16 protein-coding genes and 2 pseudogenes are annotated in these 17372 nt (G+C 44.0%); 9 read left to right on the top strand and 9 right to left on the bottom strand.

The window, feature by feature from the left end; translation table 11 throughout:
* Positions 1 to 213 precede the first annotated feature (213 nt).
* Both ONZ52_RS16970 and ONZ52_RS16965 read left to right on the top strand, forming a co-directional pair.
* Positions 214 to 543, top strand: a complete 330-nt coding sequence (locus ONZ52_RS16970; protein WP_265219881.1) for a TetR/AcrR family transcriptional regulator — start codon at positions 214 to 216, stop codon at positions 541 to 543.
* Between the two features lie 10 nt (positions 544 to 553).
* A complete protein-coding gene (locus tag ONZ52_RS16965) occupies positions 554 to 772 on the top strand; it encodes a hypothetical protein (RefSeq protein WP_265219880.1) in 219 nt (72 codons plus the stop codon).
* A gap of 24 nt (positions 773 to 796) precedes the next feature.
* On the opposite strand, the gene ONZ52_RS16960 is transcribed toward ONZ52_RS16965, so the two are convergent.
* From ONZ52_RS16960 to ONZ52_RS16950, 3 genes are all read right to left on the bottom strand, one after another.
* Positions 797 to 1432: a LysE family translocator gene (locus ONZ52_RS16960; protein ID WP_265219879.1), complete on the bottom strand. Its 636-nt coding sequence runs from the start codon at positions 1430 to 1432 to the stop codon at positions 797 to 799.
* A 103-nt stretch (positions 1433 to 1535) separates the two neighbouring features.
* Complete coding sequence (locus ONZ52_RS16955; protein WP_265219878.1) at positions 1536 to 2102, bottom strand: DUF1007 family protein; 567 nt, start codon at positions 2100 to 2102, stop codon at positions 1536 to 1538.
* Positions 2099 to 3061, bottom strand: a complete 963-nt coding sequence (locus ONZ52_RS16950) for a homoserine kinase (protein ID WP_265219877.1) — start codon at positions 3059 to 3061, stop codon at positions 2099 to 2101. The genes ONZ52_RS16955 and ONZ52_RS16950 overlap by 4 nt, the downstream gene beginning before the upstream one ends.
* A 239-nt stretch (positions 3062 to 3300) precedes the next feature.
* On the opposite strand from ONZ52_RS16950, the gene ONZ52_RS16945 reads away from it, so the two are divergent.
* The 5 genes and pseudogenes from ONZ52_RS16945 (at position 3301) to ONZ52_RS16925 (ending at position 9950) form a co-directional block, all read left to right on the top strand.
* Positions 3301 to 4398, top strand: a complete 1098-nt coding sequence (locus ONZ52_RS16945; RefSeq protein ID WP_265219876.1) for a GGDEF domain-containing protein — start codon at positions 3301 to 3303, stop codon at positions 4396 to 4398.
* Positions 4399 to 4508: 110 nt separating this feature from the next.
* The gene (polA, locus tag ONZ52_RS16940) at positions 4509 to 7262 is read left to right on the top strand and encodes a DNA polymerase I (protein WP_265220316.1); all 2754 of its coding nucleotides are present in this window, start codon (positions 4509 to 4511) and stop codon (positions 7260 to 7262) included.
* 158 nt (positions 7263 to 7420) lie between these two features.
* Positions 7421 to 8071 carry an Abi family protein gene (locus ONZ52_RS16935; protein WP_265219875.1) on the top strand — a complete coding sequence of 217 codons (651 nt, stop codon included), beginning with the start codon at positions 7421 to 7423 and terminating at the stop codon, positions 8069 to 8071.
* 663 nt (positions 8072 to 8734) lie between these two features.
* Positions 8735 to 8908, top strand: a pseudogene (locus ONZ52_RS16930) (DNA polymerase); the annotation flags it as partial.
* A gap of 43 nt (positions 8909 to 8951) precedes the next feature.
* Positions 8952 to 9950, top strand: coding sequence for an Abi family protein (locus ONZ52_RS16925; protein ID WP_265219874.1), 999 nt, complete (start codon positions 8952 to 8954; stop codon positions 9948 to 9950).
* Between the two features lie 236 nt (positions 9951 to 10186).
* On the opposite strand, the pseudogene ONZ52_RS16920 reads toward ONZ52_RS16925, so the two are convergent.
* Positions 10187 to 10384 (bottom strand): annotated as a pseudogene (locus ONZ52_RS16920) (transposase); the annotation flags it as partial.
* Between the two features lie 185 nt (positions 10385 to 10569).
* Between ONZ52_RS16920 and ONZ52_RS16915 the strand changes: the two are divergent.
* The gene (locus ONZ52_RS16915; protein ID WP_265219873.1) at positions 10570 to 11574 is read left to right on the top strand and encodes an acyltransferase; all 1005 of its coding nucleotides are present in this window, start codon (positions 10570 to 10572) and stop codon (positions 11572 to 11574) included.
* 48 nt (positions 11575 to 11622) lie between these two features.
* On the opposite strand, the gene ONZ52_RS25070 is transcribed toward ONZ52_RS16915, so the two are convergent.
* The 4 genes from ONZ52_RS25070 to ONZ52_RS16895 form a co-directional block, all read right to left on the bottom strand.
* Positions 11623 to 11952 carry a hypothetical protein gene (locus ONZ52_RS25070; RefSeq protein WP_346433244.1) on the bottom strand — a complete coding sequence of 110 codons (330 nt, stop codon included), beginning with the start codon at positions 11950 to 11952 and terminating at the stop codon, positions 11623 to 11625.
* 910 nt (positions 11953 to 12862) lie between these two features.
* Positions 12863 to 13837 carry a transposase gene (locus ONZ52_RS16905; protein ID WP_265219871.1) on the bottom strand — a complete coding sequence of 325 codons (975 nt, stop codon included), beginning with the start codon at positions 13835 to 13837 and terminating at the stop codon, positions 12863 to 12865.
* Between the two features lie 260 nt (positions 13838 to 14097).
* Positions 14098 to 14949, bottom strand: a complete 852-nt coding sequence (locus ONZ52_RS16900) for an MFS transporter (RefSeq protein WP_265219870.1) — start codon at positions 14947 to 14949, stop codon at positions 14098 to 14100.
* Positions 14888 to 15484: an MFS transporter gene (locus tag ONZ52_RS16895; RefSeq protein WP_265219869.1), complete on the bottom strand. Its 597-nt coding sequence runs from the start codon at positions 15482 to 15484 to the stop codon at positions 14888 to 14890. Before ONZ52_RS16895 ends, ONZ52_RS16900 begins: the two co-directional genes overlap by 62 nt.
* A gap of 129 nt (positions 15485 to 15613) precedes the next feature.
* On the opposite strand from ONZ52_RS16895, the gene ONZ52_RS16890 reads away from it, so the two are divergent.
* Positions 15614 to 16426, top strand: a complete 813-nt coding sequence (locus ONZ52_RS16890; protein ID WP_265219868.1) for an AraC family transcriptional regulator — start codon at positions 15614 to 15616, stop codon at positions 16424 to 16426.
* 64 nt (positions 16427 to 16490) lie between these two features.
* On the opposite strand, the gene ONZ52_RS16885 is transcribed toward ONZ52_RS16890, so the two are convergent.
* Entirely contained in the window at positions 16491 to 17351 is an 861-nt protein-coding gene (locus ONZ52_RS16885) for a DMT family transporter (RefSeq protein WP_265219867.1), read from the bottom strand.
* Positions 17352 to 17372 lie beyond the last annotated feature (21 nt).

Raw genomic sequence — 17372 nt, 5'->3', positions numbered from 1 at the left:
CCAGAGATAAAATAGATTCTAATAATATTAAAACAACTCAAATGAATCTATAGTGATTCATTTGATTCCTATTAAATTCTTTTTATTTCTGCTTTTTACTGGCATATAAGATTTCACATAAAAAAAATTCTGCGTAAAATCACTAAGGCTCAAAAAACGAGTAACATAGGCAACCATCAAACATGGTTATTCAAACGTAAATTGGACATTGATATGGCAGAACAGGAAACAAACGAGGCATTACAGAACGCGTTGGCGCTAGCATTGGTGAAACACCCTCGTGCGTCGCTACAAGAGCTCGCCTGTGCTGTCGGGGTGAGTAAAGCCACCCTGTATCGTTTTTGCCCCACCAGGGAAAGTCTGCTTGAAAGGCTGCAAGCGAGCAGTCTTAACGCCTATAAATTGGCAATCAAGAATGCCAATTTAGACACCGCTGAGCCAAGAGAAGGCCTTCGAAAGCTTCTAGAAAATTGTTATAAAAACAAAGAGCCTCACCCTCTTTACCATCCAACACTGGCAACCAGAGCTATTGGAAAACTGTGAATGCATTCAGATGCAAGAAAAGCTCGACGCTTTTTTCTTGAAGGGGCAACAAAGTGGTCACTTTCGGGTAGACATTAGTGCGGCTGCGATTACAGAATGCTTCCACGGTTTGTTCTTCACCATGATCGAAGCTGAACGTCTGGGACGAGTGCCCAGAACAAGAGTGTTAACCATAATAGAATTGGTATTAATGGAAGGCGTTTGCGCTAAGTCAACCTCGCCTTCCTAATAGGATCATATCAGTCGCAACGTGTTAGCGCTGGCTTAATGCCAGTTTTACACCAAAACCCAATAACAAGACACCCGTTAAGCCGTCTAATACCAACGCCACTTTTGGTCGCGCTAACCAGACGCGCGCCTTATGCACCATAAGCGCCAAAAAGGTTTGCCATACCATGGCGATGATAAAGTGCAAAGAAGCCATGAAAAGCGATTGCGCTAATGCCGAATAACTCGGATCAATAAACTGCGGCAAGAACGCCATATAAAAGATAATCGGTTTTGGATTCAATACGTTAGACAAAATGCCTTGGCGAAAACTGCCCCATGCCGTCAGTGATTTCGGATTTTTGGCGTCTTTAAACGTCATGCCCACCGGCTTCATAGCACTGCGAATCGCTTGCCCCCCTAGGTATACGAGATAAGCGGCGCCAACCAATTTGAACGCAGTAAACAACCCCGCCGAGCCGAGCAAAATTACCGACAAGCCTAAGGCTGACACAGTGGCATGGGCAAACAACCCCATGCAAATACCCAAGCTAGTCAAAAAACCCAAACGCCAACCACCAGACGCCGCGTTACGCATCACCAAAATAGTGTCCACGCCCGGACTCATGGTAAGAACCGTAATAGCAGCTAAAAAAGGCAACCATTGGAAATGCTCTAACATGAACTTCTACCTTTATAAGTTATCAACAAGCAATTGAGTCTTTTTTTTAGTGAGTATTGGTAAGCGTCGTTGTCGTGTAACCATCGTCGTGTCATGGTCTCGACTAAGATTTACAGGTCAAATCCACCCACATCGCCACGGACGTTTCTTCTGCTTCCCGTTCAACTGGCGTGCAGGTTTCAGACAACGAACCCGACAAGCGCACCAAACCCTCTTCCAACGGTTCCATCGCAAAATACAATTCATCGTCACCAAACGCAAAGCTCAAGGTTGACGCCTCAAGATTGACGGGCGCTGGCAGTGCGATACCAAGACGAATCCACAACATCTGATCTCGAACGCGAACATCTAAGACCTGTACGTCGCTGGGCACAATATCAGCACCGTCTTGCTTCATCTTGATAAAAAAGCCGTATTGCTGAAAACTTTTTAAAACCTCGATCATATCGAGCTTTTCTTGACCGGTTAGATCCCCATCGCCATCCACATCGTATTCAGCAATCAAACTCGTTGAGGTAAACAGGTCTAAGCTCCATGTTGCTTCAAGGGTTTCAATGCTGCTTTGATCCACCTGAACGCGATACTGGGAGTCCACCCAAACATGAGGATGGGCCAGAGCCGAAGCGGTAAATAACACACTAACGCACAAACACAACCAAACTCGTATCATATTGTTTCCACCAAGGCTTGGGCGTATCTCACCCGAGCCTCTAAAATACGCTGAAACTCGCGAGGATCATGCTGTTGCGCCAAACGTTCAGGATCATGTTTCGCGCCATGCCATGCTTCTAAACGAGACAACCAAAAACGCAACGCTGCGATTTTCAACATATAGGGCCAAGCCAGCACTTCCTCAGCACTGACTTCTCGCTCATGCAAATAGGCTTTTATCAACGCCTTATATTTGGCTTTATCTAATTCGCCAGTTGTCATGTCGGAACACCAATCGTTCACCACAATGGCTAAGTCGTACATCACCCAAGAATGGCAGGCGTTGTAAAAATCAATGATCGCCGAGAGCTGATTGCCTTCAAACAAGGTATTGTTGTAGAACAAATCCCCATGAATGGTGGTTTTCGGCAAATCGGGTTGCTCGGCGATAAACGCATCAAACTCCGCGATTTGTGACAACAACAGCTGCGCTTGTTCAGGCTCCAATTGTGATGCAATCGCGTCACTCGTTTTATGCCACCACGCCATGCCTCGATGACTTTCTCGGTGCGTGGCAAAGTCTTCCCCTGCCGTATGCAGCTTCGCTAACACAGCGCCCATTTGGCGACAGGTTTCTACATTCGTGCTGTCTAATCCACTACCAGGGAAGCAATCCACGATAATGGTTGGACGGTCTTTCACAATACGCAGGCGCTCACCATGAATATCGATCAAGGCCGCTGGTACATTAAACCCCTTGTGTTTTAAATGCGCGACCACGTCTAAAAAGTACGGTACTTCCTCCGGCTGAAACTCTTCAAACAAGGTCACCACATATTTACCCGTTGTGGTGGTCAAAAAGTAATTGGTATTTTCGACACCACCAGAAATACCTTGGAAGGCAACCAGTTCGCCCAAATAATAATCGGCCACTAAGGCCCGCATGTCAGAGTCAGAGAGGGATGTGTAAACAGCCAAGTGGTACTACCTAATTTATTAGAAAATATTTGCTCAAAAAGGAAACGAAGCACTGAAGCGCCTATGCTCCACAATAAGTACCAAAAGGTCAATTCTAAGTACAGTAAATAGATGCTTTATTGCACGCCCCTAGCCTTTCAAACACTTGCTGCTACAGGAACATTTTTTCACCAAGAGACAACAGAACTTGGCAGTAAAGTATGTATACTTTGCACAAGCAACTAACATCGGACGTAACCATGCCCAATAATTTAAACGACCATACCAATATTTTAATTCCAGCCACGTATCGACTGCTGATCGTCACGATTTTTAGCAGCGCCATTTACGCGGTTTTATTCAACGTTTATTCAACGCCGTTTATTATTCATGCTTTCCAACCCGCGTTTTTCACGCTCTTGCATTTGATACTTTTTATTTATCTTTACAAGAGCCCTCAAAAAAGAATCCATCAAGTCATCAACATCTATGGCGCGATCATCTTATTGACGTCCGTACCAAACACCTTGTACTTCACCATCGGTGCTTGGCAAAATAAATGGCAATTCGTGGAAATATTTCCGCCTATTTCCGGCATGATTATTTTGAGTACTACCTTAATCATGCTCATGCTACCGGAAAAGCTCAACAGATTGGTGGTCGTCACTTGGTCACTCAACGCGCTTCCCGTGCTGCTTTTTTTGTTGACTCATCCAAACGAATTACAAACCCCAAGAGGCTATGATTTACTGTTTTTATTTGGCCCCGCCAGTTTATTAATACTGCTGATTATTCCTTATCAACGCAGTATCAATCACCATATGAACAGTATTAGTTTTGATTTAAAACATTCTCAACAACTGGCTGATCGGGATTTTTTAACCGACGTCCTGAATCGTCGAGGGCTTGAAAACTGGCTCAACAAACTGGATTCTGACAGCAAAATTTGTGTGTTATTGATCGACATTGATCACTTCAAAAATATCAACGACAAGTTTGGTCATACCATAGGCGACCATGTTTTGGTCGAATTTGCGTCACGCCTGCGCACTATTTACTTCAACGACCATGGTTTAGCCCGCTGGGGTGGCGAGGAATTCATCATGGTGATCGTTAACCCAAGCCACGATTTACTCACTACCATTGGTCCCATTTTCAAACACACACTAAATCAACTGCCTTACCGACAAATTGGCAAGGTCACGGCCAGTATCGGCATATCGACCATACAACCCAAAGCACATTTTCTCGACCTAGTAGAAGAAGCTGACAAAGCGGTTTATTACGCAAAAAGCAACGGTCGTAACCAAGTCGTTATTTACTCTAGCGCCTTAATAGAAACAAAAACGCCAGATTAATTCCTTTTTTAACTGTAAAAACACACTCAAACACATAGAATAGAGCCTATAACCGCCGATTAAAAAGAGGTTCTATTTTGGCTACGGATTCTAAAACACACACTCCACCTATGGTTCTAGTAGACGGCTCGTCTTACCTTTACCGAGCATTCCACGCGATTCCACCCATGCACACCAGCGACGGTCACCCGACCAACGCCACGCGCGGGGTGATCAGCATGATCCGCAGCCTAATCAAAACGTACCCGAACTCTCCAATGGTGATCATTTTTGACGCCAAGGGCAAAACCTTCCGCGACGACATTTACAGCGAATACAAAGCCCACCGTCCGCCCATGCCTGACGATCTTCGCCCACAAATCGAACCGATCCACCGCATGGTGGAAGCCATGGGCTTGCCGCTGGTCATCATCGAAGGCGTCGAAGCCGACGACGTGATCGGCACCATCGCCAAACAAGTGGGCGAGCAAGGCCGCGAGGTCATTGTCTCTACTGGCGACAAAGACATGGCGCAACTGGTCACCGAAAACGTCACCCTTGTGAACACCATGAACAACACCGTCATGGACATCCAAGGCGTGAAGGACAAATTCGGCATTCCGCCAGAACTGATCATCGATTACCTTGCACTCATGGGCGATAAAGTCGACAACATCCCCGGCGTACCGGGCGTGGGTGAGAAAACCGCCCTAGCCTTATTGCAAGGTCTTGGCAGCATCAAAGACATTTACAGTCGCCTAGACGAAATCGCTGACTTGGGCTTCCGTGGTTCTAAGACCATGAAACAAAAAATGGCCGACAACAAAGAGATGGCCGAGCTGTCTTACACCTTAGCGACCATTAAATGCGACGTGGAACTGCCCTTCGATCCACAAGATCTGAAAAACGGCGAAGCAGACAAAGAAAAACTGCGTGAGTGGTTTACCAAGCTAGAATTCAAAACTTGGCTAACTGACCTAGACAAAGCGCCAAGCGTCGAAAGCGCCAGCGACACAGTTGGCAACATCGCCGCTGAACAAAAAGACGGCCAAGTCGATACGCCAATCGCATCTGACCTAGAAGCCAACTACACCACGGTATTAGACAAAGCCAGCTTCAACAAATGGCTAGAAAAAATCCAAGCCGCCGAGCTGGTTGCCTTCGATACAGAAACCACCTCGCTGAACTATATGGCCGCCGAGCTGGTTGGTCTATCTTTCTCCATTAAAGCAGGCGAAGCCGCTTACGTTCCAGTGGCGCACGATTACGAAGGCGCACCAGAACAACTGGATCGGGATTGGGTGCTAGAGCAACTTAAACCTTGGCTCGAAGACGACAGCCAAGCGAAAGTCGGCCAACATCTTAAATACGATGCCAACGTACTAAACAACTACGGCATTACCTTGCGCGGCATCGCCTACGACACCATGTTGGAATCTTACGTGTACAACTCCGTAAGCTCCCGCCACGACATGGACACCCTTGCCAGCAAGTTCCTCGGCCACACCAACGTGAGCTTTGAAGAGATCGCCGGCAAAGGTGCCAAGCAAAAAACCTTCAACCAAATCGATTTAGAAGTGGCCGCATTTTACGCCGCCGAAGACGCCGACATTACCTTGCGTTTGCACCAAACGATTTGGCCTAAAATCGAAACCACACCAGAATTAGTCAGTATCTTTAAAGACATCGAATGCCCACTGATTCCGGTCTTGGCGAAAATGGAACAAACCGGCGCCTTGATCGACCCAGAGCTTCTGCATATTCAAAGCAGCGAAATCGCTGGCAAACTGCAAGAACTGGAAATCAAAGCCCACGAAGAAGCGGGCGAAAGCTTCAACCTCAGCTCGCCAAAACAACTGCAAGTTATTTTGTTCGAAAAACAAGGCTTGCCCGTTATCAAAAAAACGCCCAAAGGCCAGCCATCGACCGCCGAACCCATCTTGCAAGAACTGGCACAAGACTACGAACTGCCACGCTTGATCATGGAACACCGCAGCCTGTCTAAGTTGAAATCCACTTACACAGACAAACTGCCAGAGATGATCCAAAAAACCGGCCGCATTCATACCTCTTACCACCAAGCCATTACCGCGACAGGTCGTTTGTCGTCGACTGATCCGAACTTGCAGAACATCCCGATTCGTTCTGCTGAAGGTCGTCGTATTCGCCAAGCTTTTATCGCGCCTAAAGGCTACAAACTGGTTGCAGCCGACTACTCGCAAGTCGAATTGCGCATCATGGCGCACCTGTCCCAAGATCCGGGCTTACTAGACGCCTTCACCAAAGACGCCGACGTGCACAAAGCCACCGCAGCGGAAGTCTTCGAAGTCAGTTTAGAAGAAGTGACCATAGAACAACGCCGCCGCGCCAAAGCCATCAACTTCGGCTTAATCTACGGCATGTCAGCCTTTGGTCTCGCGAAACAGCTTGGCATTGGTCGCCCAGAAGCCGGCAAATACATCAAACGCTACTTCGAACGTTACCCAGGCGTACAGCAATACATGGAAAACACCCGCGAAGGCGCGAAAGAAAAAGGCTATGTAGAAACCATCTACGGTCGTCGTTTGTACTTGCCAGACATCAAAGCGAAAAACGCCATGATGCGCCAAGCCGCCGAACGCACCGCGATCAACGCACCGATGCAAGGCTCCGCCGCCGACATCATCAAACGCGCCATGATCAAAATGCACGACTGGCTAACAGACACCGACCTAGACGTGAAAATGATCATGCAAGTACACGATGAACTCATCTTCGAAGTGGCCGAGAAAGACCTCGACGCCGCCAAAGAAAAAATCGTCGACATCATGCAGAATAGTAGCCAGATTGACGTGCCTTTGTTGGTTGAGGCGGGTGTTGGGGATAACTGGGACGAGGCGCATTGAGCTCCGTATCATAGTGCTAAAACTAAAAAAGCCATGCTGAGCATGGCTTTCTATTTCGTCTGTCTTCGGTGGGCTGCCTAAGCAGGGATATCCGAAGCTCTCAACAACAATGCTAGTTAAAAAACGTGAATTCGTCAAGATAACATTAGGAGGCAGGGATGCCTTATACTGCGATAGAACACGCCCTTTCAATTAATCGATTCTCAACGTATCGACAAGCGGTTATTCGTTCAATAGGGAAAAGCTGCAATACAACAACGCTGAAGCTTTATGAATGGAACGCCGAGCTTTCCAGCCGCTTTTTCTTTCCTATACATATTTACGAAGTCGCCATACGCAATGCTATCTCTGATGCCATTAGCATTCGTTACGGCAGCGACTGGCCAACCAACGCCGTCTTTCAAAACTCTCTCAATCATTTAGACAAGCACACGCTTCAATCTGCGCTAAGTAACGGTTACCACGGCGTCAGCAAGCTACTCCCTGAAATCAAATTCGTATGGTTTGAGAATATGCTCACAAGCCGACACGATGGCCGCATATGGAAGCCATACATCACCAAAACCTTTCCAAATGCACCGACATACATGACACCACAAGAAATCAGAAAGGCATTAAAAGACGCATGCTACACCATCAGAAAATTTAGAAATAGATGTGGTCATCATGAGCCAATATTTAACAGTGCGAGTTTGCATGATGTATATCCACATATTCGTGAGTCATTAAACTGGCGGTGCCCAACAACAAGCAACTGGATGGATAGCAAACAGTCCGTTAGTGAACTGTTGTGTAAACCTGTGATATAAAGCGGTATGAAGAATTGGAAAGGTAAAAACCCCTAAGCAGATTGGTCGCAAGCAACTTCACTGAAAGGGGCCGTGTTGAACTAATCATGTCTCAACCCCCCCATATAGGCAAATGAAACAAGAGAAAAATACGCCAGAAACTACATAGCTAACCTTTTAGTATAGTAGACATAAAAAAGAGCATAACAAATGCTCTTTTTTAAAATGAAAAATGATAGTTCGTGGCAGCCCTTTAGCTCTTTGGGGTCAGGGTGACTAAACAATGTTTAGTCTAACCATCAACAATGATGTCACTGGCGAATCATTGGTAGCGTGAGAACATATGGACAATCCAGTAATGAGTCATATGTTAAGCCCTTCTACACGATCAATTTTAGTACTGACGCCAGTGCATTGCAACAGACAACAAACAGTCAATGATAAAGAACCTTCAGGCAGGATGTAAAATAACCAAGATAGTCTGATCGAAAGCTTTTTTAAGCATAAAAAAACTCCTAAGCAAATCAGCTACATCAAGTAGCCTCATTGAAAGGAGCCGTGTTAAGAGTAATTATGTATCAGTCGTTCATTCTTCGCAACGCCGAAATAATTAGGCTAGAAATAAGTGCCAAATTATTATCAAATAGATCATGACAATGATGCTCGGCTGCTAGCGAAAACGACCTAGACGTGAAAATGATCATGCAAGTACACGATGAATTGATCTTCGAAGTCGCTGAAAAAGACCTCGACGCCGCCAAAGAGAAAATCGTCGACATCATGCAGAACAGTAGTCAGATTGACGTGCCTTTATTGGTAGAAGCGGGTGTTGGGGATAACTGGGACGAGGCGCATTGAGTGCCTCTTAGCGTCAAAACATAGAAACATCAGAGGGAACTGAATGTATAACAAACCATGGCTCAGTTACGAGCAACAACTTGATAAGCTCATTGAAAATGGGCTTATCATTGATGATCGAAACAAAGCGCTCTCGTTTTTGGAAAGAATTGGGTACTACCGACTCAGCGGCTATTGGTATCCATTCAAGCAAAGGTCTGAACTTTGTTGCGTTTACAACCCAACGATTAAGAAACCTAATAAAAAGCAAAAGCGCGAAACAAGGTTAGTATTTGATAATTTTGTTGCAGGCTTTAGCTTTCAAGATGCTGTGGATTTGTATGTTTTCGACAAGAAGCTAAGAATCCACACGCTAGACGCTCTTGAGCGCATTGAAGTTGCTCTTCGAGTTGACATCTCTCATACACTTGGAAAGCATAGTCCTTTCGCCTATTTAGAACCCGATCACTTCAAAGATTTATTTAGCAAGCAAGTCGACGCCAAAACAGGTGTTATTCCACAGCATGCTTGGCTACAAAATCACGCTAATCTGTTATCTCGCTCTAAAGAAGAATTCATTCTGCATACAAAAGAAAAATACGGTTTACCGGTTCCTATTTGGATCGCTTGTGAAGTATGGGATTTCGGCACATTATCTCGACTCTTCAAAGGAATGTTACCTGAACAACAAACATTAATTGCAAACAAATACGGCGTGACGAAAGGAGAAACACTTGAATCATGGCTACGTTGCTTAAACTACCTTCGTAACGTCTGCGCACATCACAGTCGTCTGTGGAATCGCAATATGATTGAGCAACCAAAGCAAGAAGGCCTAAAGGATATTAAGCATTTCACTGATAACTTGAAGCCTCATACTCTTGCAAGACCCTTTCTACAACTTTGCATAGCTCAGCACCTGCTAACAAAGGTCAACCCTAATTCCACATGGTGGGATCGTTTAAAAAGTTTACTTAATGAGTTTCCCAACCTTAATGGGCAATGTATAACACTAGAGGCAATGGGAATTATTGAAGGGTACGCAGAATGGGATTGGCAATAAAAAACCCCTAAGCAGATTCGTCGCAAGCAACTTCACTGAAAGGGGCCGTGTTGAATTAATTATGTCTCAAAACGCCCATATAGGCAAATGAAACAAGAGAAAAATTCGCCAGAAACTCCATAGCTAACCTTTTAGCAGACATAAAAAAAGATAGTTCGTGGCAGCCCTTTAGCTCTTTGGGGTCAGGGTGACTAAACAATGTTTAGCCTAACCATCAACAATGATGTCACTGACGACTGCATGAAGTGAATGCGCAACATGGTAGACAAAGAATATGGGCGACGCCCGTTACCTGCTTTTGGATAGAAGGGTTCAATTTGGGCTTCAAGCTGCTGCCAAGGAATCAATTCATCCATTCGACCAAGGAAGAGTTCTTTGCGAGTCTTGCGGCGTTTTCTGGTAAATTCGGTGTCGGCCAAGGAAAGCTGGTTCATGATCGGTAGGCGTCGTAGTTGTCTTAAGTCGGCGAGATTATCTCATGTTACCGACTTAATCGCATGTTCCTTAATCTATCGGGACTTCTTAATCGCAGCTTCCTTATATTTGATGGATTTATGCTGAAACATTCAAATAACTAAGATATAATATTTACCTTTTAAATCGTGGAGATTGTGTATTAATGAGTTCAGAGAAAAATTATTCTGCGATAGATTTGTTAAAGCTGTTGTTATCTTTTGGTGTCGTGTATATGCACACGTCTCCTTTAGGTTATCTCTTACCAGAAATTAACCATGTCTTAAATAATTTGATTTTTAGACTTGCTGTACCATTTTTTATAATTGCATCTGCATACTTCTTTTTTACAAAAAATACAACAGACAGATACAAGCAAATTAAGAGAGTTGCAATTTTATGGAGTGGGTGGGTTTGTATATACTTTTTATATGATTGTCTGGTTCAGAAAAAAATCAGTATCGGTTATATTTTCGATTATATTTTTAATATAAATATCTTCAACATCGGTGGTGCATGGCAGTTTTGGTATTTCCCTTCACTAATAATATTACTTTTATTTTTGTCACATTTTGGGATTAGAAGTTTAAAGAGTCTGGCAGTTATTGGGGTTGTTATTTATATGATAGGGGTTTTTGGCGATTCGTACTATATATTTTCCAATGAGCAAATAAATAAAATAATTAATTTCAATAATCATTATTTCTTCTCGCCTAGAAATAGCCTTATGAACACGCTAATACTCGGAGTTATAGGGGCTTATACTTCAGTATATGATGTTAAGGTTAATTATAAGTTCATGTTTGCGTTTTTGTTCGTTGTTTGTGCTTATATAATAGAGTTTGCATTTATCAATAATGCCGGAGGATGGAAAGATCTTAATATGTACTTATCGCTTCCATTAATTTCTTTATTTATATTTTTATTAGCTTTGAATTCTAGATTTAGTTTATCAAATAACGTTTCTAAATATATTCGCTATACTTCAACTATTGTATTCTCAAGCCACTTTCTATTTATGAAGATATATGACGATTATAAACTTTCTGCACTGCTGCAAAATAATTATCTTAAGTTTCTGTTTGTTATGTTTTTTTCTTTAGCTTTATCACTATTTATTATTGAATTATCAAAAAAAACATCTTTTAAGCTTTTGAAATCTTTGTACTGACAAATTTAACAATTGGGGTCAGATGCTGAGGTATCCCCACGAATTTACTCATAAATAGCTTCCTTGTTCGAGCTGCTGAACGAGTTGCCTTATGCCGTCCTGCCATTCCTTTTTTGGTATCTGGAAACGGGTCATAATGGCTCGTTTCCCAAGGTAAAAGTGTGACAGAACTCTTCGCTTACGTAGAGTGTTCACCTGAAAGCGTTTTGCATAGCCTGCCAGTTCTATGACTTTACCGATTAAAACAAGCAGAAGCGCAGTGACAGTTGTAAGCAGGATTAAGTTGCTCAGCCGCTCTATCTTTGATGTAAAATTCAACTCAAATCCTAGTCCGAATCGGCTGCTTTTTATATCGCGAAACCCTTCTTCAATTTGCATTCTCGTTTCATATGCTCTGACGCAACGCTTCGCAAAAAGACGGTTCACAGGAAGAGAAGACACTAATAACCAAGGCTCTTTTGCTCCTCTGGCTGCGGTAAGCGAAGATAAAGAAGCACGTCTTTTACCTTTTTGATTGATGGAGTGACGCCCTTTAGGTGGAGCTCTTGTAAAGGACAAACTGATTAGTGATTGGGCTAGATTGACGATGTTTAAGCTCTAGATGCTTAGGTTTTTGATTAGCACTAGAGAACAAAGTGGATATGCAACGCCAGGCTTGAAGCGAGTCATCCATTAACAGGCCACCCACCTTAAAAAGTGATTCAGTACTCAGTTCTAACAAGCTAGCCAGTTTTAAACAGAACTGGCTTTTTCTAGCTTGGCTAGCATCCATATCGTAGAAATTATCGAAATTTAGTGATTTTTAGGTGTGCATTAACAGGCCACCCACCTTAAAAAGTGATTCAGTACTCAGTTCTAACAAGCTAGCCAGTTTTAAACAGAACTGGCTTTTTCTAGCTTGGCTAGCATCCATATCGTAGAAATTATCGAAATTTAGTGATTTTTAGGCGTGTGCATTAACAGGCCACCCACCTTAAAAAGTGATTCAGTACTCAGTTCTAACAAGCTAGCCAGTTTTAAACAGAACTGGCTTTTTCTAGCTTGGCTAGCATCCATATCGTAGAAATTATCGAAATTTAGTGATTTTTAGGTGTGCATTAACAGGCCACCCACCTTAAAAAGTGATTCAGTACTCAGTTCTAACAAGCTAGCCAGTTTTAAACAGAACTGGCTTTTTCTAGCTTGGCTAGCATCCATATCGTAGAAATTATCGAAATTTAGTGATTTTTAGGCGTACTGTACTCTTACCAAATCAGGCAATACTGGGTGAAAAGAGAGTGAGGGGTTACTAGGCGAGTAACTGTTTCGTTTTACCTATTTTCGGTCGGCGCTTATAGCCTGTATTCTGGTAGTAGTTAGAGAGAATCCGTTCTGTACCAACCGCTGCATGGGTATGTTTCTCAAATTCAATCGCGATGGTAATCCAGTTTTCGGAAGGAATATTGAGTCGTTGTAGGATGGGCGCTAAGGATAAATCGATACTACCACGCTTATCTTGGCGCACGATTCGACCTGTTAGGTCGACCAGTTCAAGATAGTCTTCGAGTTTGAAGGGAAGTCCTTTTGGTTGGTTGTCTCTTGGATTGCCGACAAAGGGGTAAAGTGTTTTAGGTTGCTGATTGTGTTTCGCGGCATTGATGCGTTTTTTGATACTGGTATAGGCTGAGGTTTCAGGTGTGTGATCTATCTTGGCTCTCACCGGATTAAGGTCAACATAAGCCATGCAGGCGATCAGTGCCGCTTCGTCGAGTAACGCTTGGGATTTGAAACGCCCTTCCCAGAACCTTCCGGTGCATTTATCTTCCAGATTTGCCTGGCGAGCAATGTTTTCATTTAGCTCTTTCATGAACCAGCTAATGTCCATTAAGCGTTGTCGATACGTCTCAACCGTCGCTTCCAATAAAGGCTGTAGATACTCAGGGACATTGCCGTTCATCATGTATTGCTGGGTGACCATGGTACCTTTGTGGAGTTGATGCCAACGGCTTAATATTTCATCGGTCGACCAGCCAGCTGCGGTGTCTGTATCTACATGTAGCACAACATGAGTATGGTTACTCATAACAGCATAAGCACACACCTTGATGGCAAATATCCGACTTAAGTAAAGCAGCCGCATCTCAACCCAGCTACGGCGATGCTCGTAGCTTTGACCTGTTGAGGCATCCTCACCACATAAAAATGCACGGCGGACACAACGCGAAACACAGTGATAGTAGGGAGTATAAGATAAACTAATTTGTTGGCTTCTTGCCTTAGGCATACATGCTCCTCAATCCTTAAGTAACAGCACAAAAACTATAGACAAACACTGGCAATCTGTACAGTCTATAATCAGGTGAGTTGCTAGCCGTGTAAAGATTTTCTGATGGAAACCGTCGTTTGTAATAAAAATCTTAGCCTTGCAAACATTTTCTGAAACAATTGGAGCCAGATAAAAATTAATCTGCCTGACTCGGTTTCCTTCCACGCTTTCTTGGTGTCACTCGCCTATCCATTACCTTCTCCCCTTATTTCAATTTTCTAAGCCTTTGACCTTTTTAGTGAAAATGCAGGTACGAGGCAAAGCAATGTAACAACCGCAAGCGCACCAACCGTTTGATGAGACGCTGTGGTCATTTCCCACTGGTAGAAAAAACCAATTGATGACGTTCCGATGGCTCCTCCCAAAATGGTCAGTATTCGAGACCAAGCGCTGGTATCTGGTGTTTTTCCCTCCGGAACATAATGATATAGATGAGTCATGGTCAACAGGGTCATTAGTCCAAGGCCAGCACCACGCAGTAGCATACTCAATACCATCAACGGCATTAGATCAAAGGCAGAATCACACAATAATGGCAGGGTTCCAATCAGGCTGATTAGCACACTTATCATTGCAACCTTTGATGTAGAAAAACGAGAGGTGAGCTTTTGCAAATAGGAACGAGATAGCAGAGCCCCCAAGCCACTAGCGCCCAACATCGCACTTGCACCCAACGTGGAGTACCCGTAACGCTCGATAAAAATGGACGGTAAAATAAATAAACTAGAATAAAAAACTAAGCTACTAAGAAAAAGTAACAGGGCCGTGTTTCTAAACGGCGGAATACGAAAAAGCCGTACATCTAAAATGGGGAATGACTTAGTCAGCGCATAGTGAACATAATAACCAATCAGACTCAAACTCAGAACAACTAAGCCCAGAGCCGAAACGCTAAGAATGTCCAAACTCTCAGAACTCACTTCAGAAAGCCCATAGATCACTGTGGCTAAGCCACAAGCAAATAGTAGATAGCCTTGTATATCTAATTTTGTCCGTTTATCGCTGGTACTATTTGGTAGGTAACACCATGCTAAGAGTATGGCAAAAAGGGAGATAGGAATATTTAACAAGAAAATCCATTTCCAACTGACAGAATTTACAATAAACCCCGCTACTAATGGACCTCAAAATAGGAACAATAACAGCGGGAATAGCCACTGAAGCCATTGCAGCCTTAAACTGTTCCCGACCCACAGCATTCAATAATACAGGCTGCATGGTGGCCATCAGAATTCCTGCCCCCACCCCCTGAAATATACGATAAGTCACCAATAGATTTAGTGACCCTGCTGTAGCACAAGCCACAGAGGCCAATAAAAATAGAATCAGCCCCAATAACCACACAGATTTATTGTTATATCGCTTCATTCCCCAAGCACAAAGAGGCACTGTCACCGCGGCAGCGATACCGTATAAGGTAACCACTTTTTGTAGCGCTTGCACGGAAGAAGCAAAGGCATCGCTTAGCGCAGGAATCGCGATACCTAACGCTGTAGAGTCCAATAATGGAAGAATACTGCCGAGGATAAGCGTTAATATGATTTGGTGATTAGAATCATCTCCTATAAATCCCTTTTGCTCTGTCCTATGTTCACTGGCTGGCATTCTCTTCTCCTTGTAGAGATACATGAAAATTTCATACTAGGTCACAGCCTCAAGAGCTGGCCTCTGTTATATTTGTATCAAGAAGTGCGATGAAAGAATGTCGAAGGAATGTCAAAAGGTATTGAGACTATGTCAAAGTCACGTGTACGAGATGTTAGACAAGAGGCGGAACGCTTTAAGCCCTCTGCTGATAAGCCAATACGGGTAAAGGCTCGTTCAATGAGCTTCTCAGTGGACGTCACGCCACATCATCATACTTGGGGGCAACTCGTCTTCTCTGATGCTGGTATCACAAAAGTTTCTACGTCGGATAGCACACACCTCGTTCCCCCCAATCATGGATTATGGATTCCCCCTAATATGGAACATGCTGCCACCTTGTTAGAGCATGCAAAATTATTTTCTGTTTATCTTATCTCCCGTGAAGAAGCCGATTCTGAATTAATGAGTCCCGAGGTATGGAATACCTGCCAAGCATTTGAAGTAAGCCCTTTATTGCATGAACTCATTGTGAAGTTGAGTGAAAATACTGAAGAGGATTTTATTAATAAAGAGTACTTGGCTATTTGCACATTGATTTGGGGAGAGTTGAGACGGGCGCGTCCCTTGTCGCTTGGCGTTGTACTTCCCAAAGAAAAAAGACTAAAGACACTTTGCCATACCTTTCTAGACTCACCCTCTCCAAGCATTAGCTTGAAATCATTATGCCAACATAGCGGGGTAAGTTTGAGTACGGCATCAAGACTGTTTCAAAATCAATTAGGCATTAGTTTTAGCCAATGGCGACAACAGGTCATTTTGGCAAATGCTCTCGCACTGGCCGCACAAAAAATGCCTATAAATCAAATGGCTTACGAGTTAGGTTACTCGTCACCTAGCATTTTTAGTGCGATGGTAACTCGCATGATGGGAGTACCGCCTAAAGTTTTTTTTAAGTATTAATCATTTCAGAGCAATTGAGGTCTGATAAAAATTAAGCTCAATGTCGCCAATTTTAATTTGCCCATTAACAAAATTTCTTCGCTCCCACCACACACAAAACGGCTGCCAGTGTCACCCACAGCATGGTTAAACTGATGCTTTCTTGTAGTAGCCAAGCCGCCAGTAAAAATCCTATAAATGGTTGAATTAATTGCAACTGGCTCACCGCCGCAATGCCGCCGAGCGCCAGCCCTCTATACCAGAAGATAAAGCCAAACAGCATGCTAAAAAGAGAGACATAGCCCAGCCCCAGCCATGCTGATGTCGTTACCGAAGCGAATGAGCTGGGCCATAAAACATACAGTAAGGGCAGCATGACGGGCAAAGACACGACTAAAGACCAGCAGATCACCTGCCATCCGCCCAATACCCGAGATAAGCGTGCGCCTTCCGCATACCCCATGCCGCAGGCAACAATCGCCGCCAGCATCAAACCATCCCCTATTAATGAAACTTCACCCACACCCAGGGCTGCATAGCCCATCACTAAGGCCGCTCCCACCAATGAAAAGAGCCAAAACGGCCAGCTAGGGCGCTCTCCTCCTCTTAGCACGGCAAACAATGCCGTACAGATGGGAAGCACGCCCACAAACACCACACAATGCGCAGAGGTAACGTATTGCAGTGCAAACGCCGTCAGCAAAGGAAAGCCAACCACGACTCCCATTGCACTCAGTAAGAGCGTTGCAATTTGCGAGGCGTTAGGGCGTGGTTGTTTGAGTAGCAGTAAAAACAATAAACCTAATATTCCAGCAATCGAAGCGCGAGCCACCGTCAAGAAAGTAGGATCAAAGCCTTGCAGCGCGATGCGTGTTGCCGGTAGCGAACCAGCAAAAGTCACTACACCCACGAAGCCACTAAGCCAACCTTGTGTTGCCTGTTTCATATCATTACTCCCTAAAAACAA

This window comes from Marinomonas rhodophyticola, assembly GCF_026113935.1.
Taxonomy (GTDB): Bacteria; Pseudomonadota; Gammaproteobacteria; order Pseudomonadales; family Marinomonadaceae; genus Marinomonas; species Marinomonas rhodophyticola.
The sequence above is the reverse complement of the archived record's forward strand: the minus strand, read 5'-3'. Positions and strand labels throughout refer to the sequence as shown.